This window comes from Erysipelatoclostridium sp. An15 (assembly GCF_002160675.1).
GTDB classification, from domain to species: Bacteria; Bacillota_I; Bacilli_A; order Erysipelotrichales; family Coprobacillaceae; genus Thomasclavelia; species Thomasclavelia merdavium.
The window spans coordinates 20,381-32,893 of sequence record NZ_NFLA01000033.1 but is presented as its reverse complement, the minus strand read 5'-3'; the positions used below and the strand labels follow the sequence as shown (position 1 = coordinate 32,893).

At 26.2% G+C, this 12,513-nt stretch carries 16 protein-coding genes and 1 other RNA gene; 4 read left to right on the top strand and 13 right to left on the bottom strand.

Annotation, left to right across the window (positions count from 1 at the left end; translation table 11 throughout):
* The coding region (locus tag B5E92_RS10615) for an Hsp20/alpha crystallin family protein (RefSeq protein ID WP_143357579.1) at positions 1 to 314 on the top strand (314 nt) is incomplete at its 5' end.
* A gap of 220 nt (positions 315 to 534) precedes the next feature.
* Here B5E92_RS10615 and recR read toward each other — a convergent pair.
* The 13 genes from recR to B5E92_RS10550 form a co-directional block, all read right to left on the bottom strand.
* Positions 535 to 1,128, bottom strand: a complete 594-nt coding sequence (gene recR, locus B5E92_RS10610) for a recombination mediator RecR (protein WP_087301975.1) — start codon at positions 1,126 to 1,128, stop codon at positions 535 to 537.
* A gap of 9 nt (positions 1,129 to 1,137) precedes the next feature.
* On the bottom strand, positions 1,138 to 3,018 hold the full coding sequence (dnaX, locus tag B5E92_RS10605; protein WP_087301973.1) for a DNA polymerase III subunit gamma/tau: 1,881 nt from the start codon (positions 3,016 to 3,018) through the stop codon (positions 1,138 to 1,140).
* 63 nt (positions 3,019 to 3,081) lie between these two features.
* Positions 3,082 to 3,540, bottom strand: a complete 459-nt coding sequence (locus B5E92_RS10600; RefSeq protein ID WP_087301971.1) for a nucleoside deaminase — start codon at positions 3,538 to 3,540, stop codon at positions 3,082 to 3,084.
* 18 nt (positions 3,541 to 3,558) lie between these two features.
* Positions 3,559 to 3,644: signal recognition particle sRNA small type (gene ffs / locus B5E92_RS10595), an RNA gene on the bottom strand.
* Positions 3,645 to 3,734: 90 nt separating this feature from the next.
* Positions 3,735 to 4,409, bottom strand: a complete 675-nt coding sequence (locus B5E92_RS10590) for a YitT family protein (RefSeq protein ID WP_087301969.1) — start codon at positions 4,407 to 4,409, stop codon at positions 3,735 to 3,737.
* Positions 4,410 to 4,535: 126 nt separating this feature from the next.
* Positions 4,536 to 5,435: a DUF5131 family protein gene (locus tag B5E92_RS10585; RefSeq protein ID WP_087301967.1), complete on the bottom strand. Its 900-nt coding sequence runs from the start codon at positions 5,433 to 5,435 to the stop codon at positions 4,536 to 4,538.
* Between the two features lie 19 nt (positions 5,436 to 5,454).
* On the bottom strand, positions 5,455 to 6,219 hold the full coding sequence (locus B5E92_RS10580) for an HAD family hydrolase (protein ID WP_158095222.1): 765 nt from the start codon (positions 6,217 to 6,219) through the stop codon (positions 5,455 to 5,457).
* A gap of 119 nt (positions 6,220 to 6,338) precedes the next feature.
* Positions 6,339 to 6,842: a GNAT family N-acetyltransferase gene (locus B5E92_RS10575; RefSeq protein WP_087301963.1), complete on the bottom strand. Its 504-nt coding sequence runs from the start codon at positions 6,840 to 6,842 to the stop codon at positions 6,339 to 6,341.
* A 19-nt stretch (positions 6,843 to 6,861) separates the two neighbouring features.
* Positions 6,862 to 8,010 (bottom strand): ABC transporter permease, encoded by a 1,149-nt coding sequence (locus B5E92_RS10570; protein ID WP_087301961.1) that lies wholly within the window; start codon positions 8,008 to 8,010, stop codon positions 6,862 to 6,864.
* The gene (locus B5E92_RS10565; RefSeq protein ID WP_087301959.1) at positions 7,997 to 9,127 is read right to left on the bottom strand and encodes an ABC transporter permease; all 1,131 of its coding nucleotides are present in this window, start codon (positions 9,125 to 9,127) and stop codon (positions 7,997 to 7,999) included. The genes B5E92_RS10570 and B5E92_RS10565 overlap by 14 nt, the downstream gene beginning before the upstream one ends.
* Positions 9,127 to 10,065: an ABC transporter ATP-binding protein gene (locus tag B5E92_RS10560; protein WP_087301957.1), complete on the bottom strand. Its 939-nt coding sequence runs from the start codon at positions 10,063 to 10,065 to the stop codon at positions 9,127 to 9,129. The genes B5E92_RS10565 and B5E92_RS10560 overlap by 1 nt, the downstream gene beginning before the upstream one ends.
* Before the next feature lie 82 nt (positions 10,066 to 10,147).
* Positions 10,148 to 10,561: a DUF3021 family protein gene (locus B5E92_RS10555; protein ID WP_087301955.1), complete on the bottom strand. Its 414-nt coding sequence runs from the start codon at positions 10,559 to 10,561 to the stop codon at positions 10,148 to 10,150.
* Positions 10,562 to 10,570: 9 nt separating this feature from the next.
* Positions 10,571 to 11,002, bottom strand: coding sequence for a LytTR family DNA-binding domain-containing protein (locus tag B5E92_RS10550; protein WP_087301953.1), 432 nt, complete (start codon positions 11,000 to 11,002; stop codon positions 10,571 to 10,573).
* Between the two features lie 138 nt (positions 11,003 to 11,140).
* On the opposite strand from B5E92_RS10550, the gene B5E92_RS10545 reads away from it, so the two are divergent.
* The 3 genes from B5E92_RS10545 (at position 11,141) to B5E92_RS10535 (ending at position 12,508) form a co-directional block, all read left to right on the top strand.
* Positions 11,141 to 11,353, top strand: coding sequence for a LysR family transcriptional regulator (locus tag B5E92_RS10545; protein ID WP_087301951.1), 213 nt, complete (start codon positions 11,141 to 11,143; stop codon positions 11,351 to 11,353).
* Complete coding sequence (locus B5E92_RS10540; RefSeq protein WP_343215444.1) at positions 11,350 to 11,964, top strand: LysR family transcriptional regulator substrate-binding protein; 615 nt, start codon at positions 11,350 to 11,352, stop codon at positions 11,962 to 11,964. The genes B5E92_RS10545 and B5E92_RS10540 overlap by 4 nt, the downstream gene beginning before the upstream one ends.
* A 64-nt stretch (positions 11,965 to 12,028) precedes the next feature.
* Entirely contained in the window at positions 12,029 to 12,508 is a 480-nt protein-coding gene (locus tag B5E92_RS10535; protein ID WP_087301946.1) for a hypothetical protein, read from the top strand.
* Positions 12,509 to 12,513 lie beyond the last annotated feature (5 nt).

Genomic DNA, 12,513 nt, shown 5'->3' with positions numbered 1-12,513 from the left:
AAATCGGTGATAACTATCAATTAGAAATGGAAGTTCCTGGCTTTGCTAAGGAAGATATTTCTATTGAATTACATGATGGATATTTAAATATCAGTGCTAAAAAATCTAATGATAACGATGAAAAAGACAATGATGGTAATATCATTCGTCGCGAACGTTATTCAGGATCTTGTTCACGTAGCTTCTATGTTGGTGATGATATCAAACAAGAAGATATTAAAGCAAGTTACAACAATGGTGAATTAATTATTACATTACCTAAAAATGCTCCAAAAGAAATTGATACGAGCAGTAAATATATTCCTATTGATTAAAATCCGGTTTAAAAACCGGATTTTTTCTATATTAGTGAGATAATATAAATAATGATAATTCCAGATAATGGTAATAATGATAAAATAAAAATATTTAAAAAGTTATAACTAAAATAGTTGTTAGTAAAAATATTTATCAAAAATAAAATTATATAAGCTCTAATGATTACATAAATAATTTGTTTCATAAAAAAACACCTCATTAAATTGTATGAGATGTTTATATTTTTTTTCTACCTTCTAATGATTTTAATAATGTTAACTCATCAGCATAATCAATATTACTTCCTATTGGAAGACCATTAGCAATTCTACTAGTATTAATATTTTTCTTGGCTAATAACTTGGCTAAATAAAGAGCTGTTGTCTCTCCATCTCTAGTAGGATTAGTAGCAATAATTACTTCTTTAACATTATCATCTAAGCGATCAAATAATGAAGCAATATTTAAGTCTTCGATTGTTTTACCTTCCATAATCGATACAGAACCATGTAAAACATGATATAAGCCTCGATATTCTTTTACTTTTTCCATTGCAAAGACATCTTTAGGATCTTCAACTATACAAATAGTAGATTGGTCACGATCAGGATCTAAACAAATATCGCAATATTCATTTTCGCATATATGACCACATTTTTTACAATAATGAATTTTATCTTGAATTGTTGCTAAAGCCTCAGCAAATTCATCAACATATTTTTTATCCATAGATAAAATATGATAAACTAATCTTTCAGCACTTTTACCGCCAATTCCAGGCAAACGTTTAAAACAATCTACTAAATCCTGAAATGCTTGTGGATAATTCATAAGTACCTCCTATTCTTCAAATTCAACTAAATCACCAAACAGTTCAACTGCTAAAGCCTGCGCATCATTTAATTCAGGCTGATTATCTTCTACATCACCAATATGATGGAGAACAATTGGCTGTGGTTTTGGTAAAGTTCCAGAGCGCATCATTTTAATATATGTATTTCTAAGTTCTGTCCAATTACTACTTTTTACAGCAATAAAATCATAACTTTCACCTAAAACTTCTGTTAAAAACTTCTTCAACTGATGATAGTTTCTAGTTTCGTTTACTTCATTAACATTTGGCTGATGTTCAAAAGCAATAATAATACCACCTTCACAAGCAGCAACCGGAGTTCCATCGCAAAGCATTGAAGCAAATTTTGCTGTATTTAAATTAAAACGATAACGAGCAATTACTGACCATTTTTCTTTAATTTCATTTAAAACAGTTCGTTTTGCTTGAACTAAAATATTTAATATGTCATCAAATGATACTTCAACATTAACTATTTCTTTCTTTTCTGTTTTTACAGGTTTATTTTCTACTTCTATCGATTCAATTGGATTATTAACTTCTTCACTATATGTTAAATCTTCAGGATAATAATCAGGCTCATTAATAGGTTCATTATAATATTCGTCTTCTTGGATATCAATAATTGGTTGCTGTTGTACATTATTTTGATTATCAATACCTGCTTCTTGTTGATTATTATTTTGAACATCAGCAGATATATTTTCTTGAATATCATTTTCAACTACTGATGTCATTTTTGAAGTATGATCAACGTGTAAAACAGGTGTATTTTCTACATTAATTTTATTTTCATCTTTGACTTTATTACAAATTTTAAGCATTGCTAGTTCAAAATATGTATTAGCATTAACTGATTGACTATAATGTGAACTAGCATCAATTAAAATATCAATGATTTCAAATGCTTCTTCTACTAGAATATATGGTGCTAAATTATCAACATCTTGTTTAGTTAAGACAAATAAAATAGAAATATCCTGAGTATTTTTATAAATAATAATATCTTTTAAAACGTCAATTAAATCAAACGTTAATCTTTTAATATCTATACTACCGCTTAGCATGTTTTCAAGTGACTCTAAAACACCCTTGATATCTTTAGATAATAATTGCTTAATAAACTTAATTTTATTATCCATTGATAATAAGCCATATACTTCATTTACGTTAGCGACCGTAAGTTCATTATTAAAAGCTAAACACTGCTCTAAGATACTTAAAGCATCACGCATTCCCCCATCAGCTAGTTTTGCAACTAATTCTAAAGCTTTAAGATCATATTTTTTTTGTTCAGATTTTAAAACAAATTCTAATCGCTCAACGATATCATGATCATCAACTTTTTTAAAATCAAAACGCTGACATCTAGAAATAATAGTTGGCAAAATTTTATGAGGTTCTGTTGTCGCTAAAATAAAAACAATATGTGCAGGTGGTTCTTCTAATGTTTTTAATAAAGCATTGAAAGCTCCTGGTGACATCATATGAACTTCATCAATAATATAAACTTTATATTTACCGTTTATAGGTGCATATTTTACTTTATCAATTAAATCACGTACTTCATCAACACCATTATTACTAGCAGCATCTATTTCAATAACATCAGGATGCTCCCCTGCAGTTATAGCCTTGCAATTAGGACAATTGTCACATGGTGGATTTTCCCCGGTACAATTTAAAGCTTTTGCTAATAATTTAGCGATAGTTGTTTTTCCGGTTCCACGAGGACCAGCAAACAAATAAGCATGACCAATCCGATTTTCTTTAATAGCATTTTTTAATGTTGTAACTATATGTTCTTGTCCCGCAACTTCTTCAAATGTTTGAGGTCGATATGACCGATATAAAGCTTTATATGACATCACTAATTCACTCCTCACTTTTACCTATTATACTATATAATCGATAAAAAAAGGATAAAATTATTAACTTTTATCCTTCTTTCGTTTATTTTTAAAATAATCTTTAATTACTTTAGAGCACTGTTCTTCTAAAATGCCAGGTATAATTTTTGGATGATGGTTGACAGGCTTTTCACTTTGATAAATACTCGTTAAAGCTAACCACCTTGATTCATAGGCTCCAAAAACAACTTTCTTTATCCGACTATTTATTATTGCCCCAGAACACATTACGCAAGGTTCTAAAGTTACATATAAAGTACATTCATCAAGATACCATGAATCTAACTTTTTACAAGCTTCTTCAATTGCTAAAATTTCTGCATGAGCTGTAGCTAATTTGCTAGTTTGTCGTAAATTATGACTACTACTAATAATTTGATTATCTTTAACAATAATAGCTCCCACAGGCACTTCATCTTTTTCAAGACATTTTAAAGCTTCCAAATATGCAATCTTCATAAATTCAATATCTTGATCCATAATTTTTCTCCTTTATACAAAAAACCACTACACATAGACGGTTATTCTTAATGCTGCTACCTTCCGGTCCTGACATGGTTCGAAGCCGCCTATTGTAATGGCAAATATGATTATATCTTATCTATTAAATAATTTCAATCATTTTTATTATTTATTTATTAAATGTATATTATCATTAACTATAAAAATAAGTTTTACATAGCTTCATTTAATAATAATTGTTTTTCATCATTATCATTAAAAGCGATTTTCTTCAATCCTGGTTCAAACCATTTAGTAAAAAGACCAATTAATTTTCCTGTTAATAAAGCTGAAATCAATGTTCCTTCTCTAATTGCTGTTACTCCGCCTAAGAAAATTAAAGAAATGATAACACCAATTAAAACAAATAAGCAATCACAAATAATTTTAATTTTAGAAAAAGGCATATTTAAACGTTCACTAAGTGCTAAATTTAATCCTTCTGGAGCATTAGGAACAATATCCATAATAATATATATCGTTGCTCCAAAAGCACATATTATTCCTAAAATCATTAAAATAAATTGACTTGTATATGTTTGCGGATTTAAACCACTTAACATTTGACCAGTGAAGTCAACAAAAAAACCAAATGCAAAACTAAATGGTGCTTGTAATAAATTCTTTTTCTTAAAATTTTTTTTTAAAACCAAAATTTGAATTAATACAAAAATTACATATGTAACAATTGTAATTGTTCCTAAACTAATATTAACTGCCTCACTTAATGGTAAAGTAAATGCAGAAACTGGTGAAATTCCTAAACCAGAAATTATTGATAAATTAATTCCAATTGTAATAATAAATAAGCCTATAAAATATAATCCAACACGATTTACTAATTTCATTTTTAACCTCCTAATCTAATAAAAAAAGTAGGTACCTATTTGACACCTACATCATATCGTTAATATTTAATTATGTCTAATACTTATTTTTTATTACTAATTATACATTAAAAGCATTGATGATTATTATTTAATCATATTTTTTCGATCAAATTCTTCCATTTCTTCTTTAGTAACAATCGCATCCTGACATCGTCCACAATCACTACAACCATTACATATCAGCCTTGAACCACATTCTTTACACTTTTGACGATAATGCATTATATACTCATCTTTAGTAAGATTGAATTTAATTGGTTTACCGTAATTTTGAAGTTTTGATTTATAAGCTAATTGACTTTGTTTAGCTTTTGAAGGAATACAATATCCCTTGTTATTTTTTATAAAATAGGTTCCTGTTTCAATAAAACAAAATTTTATATTCCTTTTTTTAGCCTGTTTATATAAATCTAAAACCCACTCATAATGGCATGGCCGACTACCTTCATAATTTTCGCCACCAACAATGATTTGTTCAATTCTATCAAAAGATAAATATTTAGAAATATCTATCGGTCCAAGTAATGGCGCACACATAATTCCTAAATGTTTAGCTGGCAAATCTAATAAAATAGGTATACGTTGATTAGCCCTTTTTTGGTTTTCACAAGTAACATTCAAAATAACATTTTCATAACCATCCTGCCAATCACTTGGAAGACACTCTTTAATTCTTTCAGCCCTTTTAGTTAGAATAAAAAACTTAACATCACTTCTTTGTTTTATAATCTGCCATACTTCATCACGCCACTTATCAGCTTCTTCAAGAAAAAAATCAGAAGCCATGCAAATTCTAATTAATTCACCGCTTTTTATCTTATACTCACCTTTACTATTTTTACTTAATGGATAATAAAAATTTTTAGTTTTATAAATATTTGAACCATCTTTGTCATATTTTTTATCCATATAAAACATATAACAATTTAAGCATCCTTCACTTATCTTTTTACATCCATGCCAAGGATTCCAAATATCATGCAAATAGCATCACTTCCTTTTATTAAATAACTTTTTCATGATACAAAGCTTTTAAAATGCCATCATTTTCAATTGTATCAGTAACATAAGTTGCTTTTTCCTTTAAAACATCAACAGCATTTCCCATCGCAATACAATGACCAGCCTCCTTAAACATAGCTTGATCATTATAACCATCACCAAAAGCATATGCTTGATCTTTAGAAATTTCAAAATATTTCAATAAATAAGCAATAGCACTTCCTTTATCAAAACAAATTGTTGAACAATCACAAGAACCAGTACCACCATGATCATTTATTATCAAATCATCTTTAAATTCTGCTATTAATTGATCACGTTGTTTAATATTTTGATAAAATAAATCAAATGTATAAAAATCCTGATCAAGTTTTTGCTGGCTAATCTTATCATCACCATATTCTTTTTTAGATTCTTCAATTTGCTTTTGATTAAGATTAAAAGCATACGCTTTTTCATCAGACATAAATAATGCCCCACAATTTAATTTACTAATCTTATTTTGATAATAATTCAAATCACTTTCACTAAGTACTTCACCGTGTAATTTTTTATCTTGATAAATTATATATCTTCCATTACATGTTACATAACCACTTACTAAATCTTTAAACATATTTTTAGCATAAAATGGTGCTCGTCCTGTACAAATAAAGACTAGATATCCCTTTTCTTTAAGTTTTTTTAGGGCTTCAATATTACCTTTAGGAATCACACCTTTAATAGCTAAAGTACCATCAATATCAAAAAAAAATATCTTTTTCATTTTTTCCTCCATTTCAAATCATATATTTTTACACTAACTTCTTAAATATTATTTAAACAAATTATAATTAAAAATAAAAGATACTAAATTAAAATAATAGTGCTCTTTAAGCACTATTATCATAAATATAAATTCATTAATTGAGCATCATAATATTCATCATCGATTTTAAAATAATTTTCATATATTCCAATCGTTTCAAAACCAAATTTTTCATATAATTTAATTGCATTTTCATTAGTAGTAATAACTTCCAATTCAATAATTTCAATATCATTTTCAATAGCATAACCAATAGCCGCAGCTAATAAAGAACTACCAATACCTTGATGCCAATATTCTTTTAATACTGAAATACCTAAATTACTACGATGTTTAATTCTAGCTTTAGATTCACCAGATAAACTTACCATCCCTACTATCTTATTTCCATCTTTAGCAAGGATCATAACCGAATTAATGCTATTATGAATTTCATTTATTAACTGCATTTCTTGTAATTCATTAATTTCTAATTCATTTTTGCCAAAAGTTAAGTTATTAGTTTGACTAGCAATAACATTTAAATATCCTATTATATCTTTAGCATCTAAACTTGTTGCTTCATAATAATCGATTTCCACAATTTTTCTCCTTGTATAATTATCTTTTTAATTGCCACCTGCTTATAAACTGCATTAAAACATAAGCAATTAAAGCAAAACCTAAAATAATTATAATATCTATAAAGATTGGAAGCAATGACTCTAAAGTAAAGCTTGTTAGTTTTACAATCTCGTTATTAGCTTTAATAAACCAATACGATGGTAAACATTTACCAATAGTTAATACTAACGGACTAAGCATACTTTGAGGTACAAAAGCACCACAAAGAAAACTTGAACCTAACGAAAAAACATTACCTATTCCACTTAAGATTTCACGATTACTAGTAATTTTAGTAATTAGAAAACTTAAAACTTCAATAAAAATCAATAAAGCAAATGAATTTAACACTAATAAAGCACCATTAATTGTAAACATAGCTTTTGGATAAAGAATGAAACTAATTGATATATATAACAGCCAAAGTAATAATCCTAATGTACAGTTTCCTAATAATAATTGTCGATTCATCTTTTTATAACTAATTGGAGCTATTAAATTTCTACGCATAATTTTTTCTTCATTAAAAGAAACCATAACCATAGAAATAATTACTATTGCAATTGTAAGTAACATATAGTTTAAAAAATTATAATATGTAGTTACCATAGTAAAATCAACATCACTTTTTTGCTCTAACATTGATACATCGGCCTTATTACTAAGATCTTGTTTAATCAAAGTACTTATTTGATTTTCATCAACTCCTGCTTGTAAATATAAATTAGCAGTATTTAAAAACCGATTTAATAAATTCTTACTATAAACACTATTATAAGCATCTGGTAATTCCATCGTTTCAATATCAACATTTTTACCAGCAATAAAATCATTAGTATAGTTTTCAGGGACGATCATAATATAATCAACTTTACGATAAAACAAAGCATCACGTAAAGCTTCTTCATTATCCTGCAATTCAACTAAATTACCATTATCACCAACATAATCTTTTAAACTGTCAATTAACCAGGTATTACTATCATGATTGATGATAGCAACATTAATATCTGTTGCCTGATAATCAATAGATGATGAATTAAATGTTCCTACAAAAATTGTCATTACTAAAAATATTACAGTATATAAGAGGATAAGCGGTGTATACGTATTAGCAACTTTTAAATATTTTTTAAATACTATCATACTGTTTCCTCCGTGCTATTATTAATGAACCTAATAATAATATTAAACCTATTATAAATAAACAGATCATGTTGGTTGTATAACGATTTAAATTATCATAATAATATAAAGCATATAAGCCATCAGTGATTAAATTTACCGGATTTAGGTACGAAAATATTGGTAAATTGTTTTGGATCCAGTATTTTATATCCATGATCATCATTCCGGAAAAAAATGATAATATTAATGAAAAACTAGATAAAAAGGAAATTTTATTATCTTCATTTTTAAACTTAAGAACATTTCCAGTAAAATTACCTAATGCAATTCCCGTAAAGCAACCAATTGCAATTAATAAAATTATATAACCTATTTGATTTCCAAAATTAACTTTTAATCCAAATACTAAATAGGCCATTAAAACCATCATGATTGAAAATTGAATAATAAATGATGTAATAAGACTAGATATAATTGTAACTAGTTTAGAAATCGGTGAAATATTAATTCTTGTTCCCTGTCTTGATAAATTAGCCTCAATTTGGCTATTAGCTCGAAGTCCACAAAAACTAGCATTTAAACAATTCATCCCTATTAACGTATAAAAATAAATAACTGTTGAATCAGTATTTTTACCAATATCAATTTGTTTAAAATGATTTTGATTTAAATCAAGCTGATTTAAAATATTATTATAAATTATATCTGGATTAATTGAACCAATATTATTTATTGTACTTTGTAAACTCAAATATTCATTAATAATACTTTCTAAAATCGTTTCATTAATACCACTATCATTAACAATCAATTCAATACTACTATCAATTAAATAATAACCACTTATCTTTTCATCTTTTAATAACTCTTTAGCATCAGACAAATTTGTTATTTTTAAATTAATTAACTTATTATCATCCTGATCTAAAGATTGTAAAATTTCTTTAAAACCATTATTTTCTTGTTTTTCAACTAAAGCAACATCAACAGCATCAAAATTTTCACTACTAGTTAAATTAGAAAAAGCTAGATTGAAAAATGTTGCTAAAATAATTGGAAAAACTAACGTCCAAAAAATAACAGTTCGATTACGTAATAATGTTTTTAACTGATACTTAAAAAAATGAATAAACATTAATCTCTTAACTCTTTTCCTGTTAGATTTAAAAAGACATCATTTAGTGTTGGACGTTCACTAAATAAGCTAGTATAACTAACATTATTTTTTCTAAGATAATCAATTAAATTTTCTAAATTTCCTTCTTTGCTATAATAAGCAATATGAACAATGTTATTATTAGTAGTAACATCAATAACATTTTTATTTTCTTTTATTTGCTTAATAAAACCATTATTAATTTCATTTAACTCAATAGTAATTTTCTCTCCTAAACTAATCATATTTTTCAATTCATCAACACTACCAGAAGCAATTATTTTACCTTTATCAATAATTACAACTCGATTACACAACTGTTCGACTTCTTCCATATAATGAGTTGTATAAACAATTGTTGCCCCATCATCATTTAACTTTTTAATTCCTTCAAGAATACTATTACGACTTTGAGGATCAACAGCTACAGTCGGTTCATCTAAAAATATCAATTTCGGTTTATGAGCAATACCACAAGCAATATTCAATCTTCTAAGTAACCCGCCACTTAATTGTTTTGGTTTAAATTTTACAAATTCATTTAAACTAACTAAATCAATTGCTTCTTGAACATATTTAGCTCTTATTTTTTTATCTTTAATATATAAACCACAAAAATAATCAATATTTTCTTTAACACTTAGTTCTTCAAAAACTGCGACATCTTGAAAAACAACACCAATTTTTCTTTTAATTTGATATGCTGATGGTTTCATTTCTTGATTAAAAATCATAATTTTTCCTGAATCATATTTCAATAACGATAAAATAGTATTAATACAAGTCGATTTTCCACTACCATTTGGCCCTAACAAACCTAATATTTCACCTTGATAAACATCAAGATTAAAATCATCTAATGCGATTAAACTTCCATAGCTTTTTGTTAGATTCTTTATTTCAATTACTTTTTCCATCACTTCTTCCTCCTGCTTTTAATATAGCTATTTTTAACAGTTTCCTCCACCAACTGGAAGTTACATCTTAGCAACTATTAGTTTATTTTATAGTTGCCTTTAATTTTTCATTAATTTTTTTAGCGTCATCTTGATTTTTTATAAATACAACTGTTATTACAAAAAAATAAACCGCAATGGACATAATTAAAATAAAAATAAGACGTTCAAATTCAAAAATAGCATTATTGTATCCTAGTAAATAATTAGCCAAAGAAACAATCACAAAAATACTTAAAATTGATAAAACTGAAGTTAGCCAATCTTTTAAATCTTGATAATGGATAATATGAATTAACACATTAACCAATGCACAAATAGCAAATATAATTAAAATCAAATTATTACTCATTGTCGTATCACTTAAATTGCATAATATTGCCTGTCCTATCATTACAAAGGTATAAGAAATACAAGTTGTCGTTAAATATAGTCTTATCATCTTTTTTAATTTCATTTTATTCACCTACATTCCAAACTTCTTTTTAAAATCATTTACATAATGACGAGTAATAATTACCCGTTCATTATTTATTAAAGTTGCTTCATAACGACCATTTAAATATGCTTTTACACTTGCTAGTTTTCTTAAATTTAAAATAATAGACTTACTTATTCTAATAAAATAACGATTATCCAATTTATTTTCTAATTCATATAATCTTGAATTAGTTTCATACACTTTGTTTTTACAATAAATAAAAATATGATCCTCATTAGCTTCTAGATAATAAATATCTTCAATTTTTATTTGATAAGTTCGATCATTTAACTTTCCAATCAAATATGGCTTATCTTCAAATAATGAAACGATTTGTTTAATATTATCATCTATTTTTTTACACTTAATGATTATTTCTAATTCATTATTATCATTACAATCAATAGTTACTTTCATAGTATCCTCCTTTAATGATAGATTATCATATTGTTTTTAGGATAACTATTAAATTTAGGTAAAATGCATATAATTTAGTTAAAATGCTTAAAAAATATTATAATATAAATGCAACATTATTTTGAAAGGAGCTAATCTATGAATCTTCGCCAGCTAGAATATTTTATTGCTATTAGTGAAACAATGAATTTTACTAAAGCAGCCAACAATCTTTTTATTTCTCAAACAGCTCTTACTAAACAAATAAAATCTTTAGAAAAAGAACTAGACACGCTTTTATTTAATCGTGATAGTAAACAAATCTCATTAACAGATTCAGGAAAATATTTTTTAATAGAAGCTAAAAAATAATTAACCAGGTCAATTTATCAAAAAACAACTTTATTAGCTATCAACAAGGAATAACAGGTAATTTAAAAATTGGCTTTTTAAAAAATTTAGATCCTACTTTATTAGTTAAGATTATTTCTAAATTAAATAAAAAATATCCCCTTTTAACAATAGAATTAAATAGTTATTCTAATCATGAACTTTATCAACAATTAGAAAGTGCCACTATCGATCTAGCATTAACTATGTCTAACCATGATCCCCGTTATCAACAGATTTTGATCAATAAATACCCCTTGGTAGTATTAGTAAATAAAAAAAGTGAATTAGCCAAGAAAGATAAACTACATCAAAGTGAACTTAATAATATTCTTTTTGATGTTCGTAAAATTGATAATCAAAATAAGTTTCCTGAGTTTGAAGGAAATTTATTAAAAATAGCCTGTAATCAAGGCTGTGCTATTCTTCATGCCTTTGTTAAAGACAATTGTTATAACCAATACATTAAAGCAATTCCTTTAGAGCCAGTAATTGAAGAAGGCATCTACTTGGTTTATGATAAAAATAATCATAATCCAGCAATTAATAGTTTTATCTTTTTAATAAGAACTATAATTCATAATTATATGTGATTATATGTAATATTATTCCTATAAGTTAATAAAATGATATAATTATTTTAAGGAGGAAAGTAAAATGAATAATCTTTTAGTCACTACTAAAAACACTGCTTCTAAAAGCAAAAATATTATGATTATTATAAGTATTGTTTGTTTAGCATTTATCATATTTTTTTTAGTGTCATTAGATGTTTTACAAGATATGGGAGAAGAATTATTCAATAGTAGATTTATAGGTTTTTTTATTGCTCTTTTATTAATTGTTTTCTTTTTATGTATTATGATTTATGGCATTGTAATTATTTTCTTTGGATCAAAATCTTACCTAGATGTTTATGAAGATCATATTGCTGGTAAAACAGCGCTTTCTAAAAGAAATCCTAATGAGCCAATGCAAGATTTTTATCTTAATTATAATCAAATATTAAATGTTTATGAAATGCAAAATCGAATTATTATTGATACAGCTACACGCTCATATGAGGTTTTAGCTACTATTAATCGCCAAGAAGCAATTGTACAAATTAAAAATCATATAAAAATAGCCAGTAGATAACTTAT

Bases quoted from the DNA above. Each gene is read 5' to 3' on its own strand.
- B5E92_RS10560 (WP_087301957.1), bottom strand. From the start codon at position 10,065: ATGGAAAAAGTAATTGAAATAAAGAATCTAACAAAAAGCTATGGAAGT.
- B5E92_RS10580 (WP_158095222.1), bottom strand. From the start codon at position 6,219: ATGAAAAAGATATTTTTTTTTGATATTGATGGTACTTTAGCTATTAAA.
- B5E92_RS10550 (WP_087301953.1), bottom strand. From the start codon at position 11,002: ATGAAAGTAACTATTGATTGTAATGATAATAATGAATTAGAAATAATC.
- B5E92_RS10565 (WP_087301959.1), bottom strand. From the start codon at position 9,127: ATGTTTATTCATTTTTTTAAGTATCAGTTAAAAACATTATTACGTAAT.
- B5E92_RS10590 (WP_087301969.1), bottom strand. From the start codon at position 4,409: ATGAAATTAGTAAATCGTGTTGGATTATATTTTATAGGCTTATTTATT.
- B5E92_RS10555 (WP_087301955.1), bottom strand. From the start codon at position 10,561: ATGAAATTAAAAAAGATGATAAGACTATATTTAACGACAACTTGTATT.
- dnaX (WP_087301973.1), bottom strand. From the start codon at position 3,018: ATGTCATATAAAGCTTTATATCGGTCATATCGACCTCAAACATTTGAA.
- B5E92_RS10570 (WP_087301961.1), bottom strand. From the start codon at position 8,010: ATGATAGTATTTAAAAAATATTTAAAAGTTGCTAATACGTATACACCG.
- B5E92_RS10545 (WP_087301951.1), top strand. From the start codon at position 11,141: ATGAATCTTCGCCAGCTAGAATATTTTATTGCTATTAGTGAAACAATG.
- B5E92_RS10600 (WP_087301971.1), bottom strand. From the start codon at position 3,540: ATGGATCAAGATATTGAATTTATGAAGATTGCATATTTGGAAGCTTTA.
- B5E92_RS10535 (WP_087301946.1), top strand. From the start codon at position 12,029: ATGAATAATCTTTTAGTCACTACTAAAAACACTGCTTCTAAAAGCAAA.
- recR (WP_087301975.1), bottom strand. From the start codon at position 1,128: ATGAATTATCCACAAGCATTTCAGGATTTAGTAGATTGTTTTAAACGT.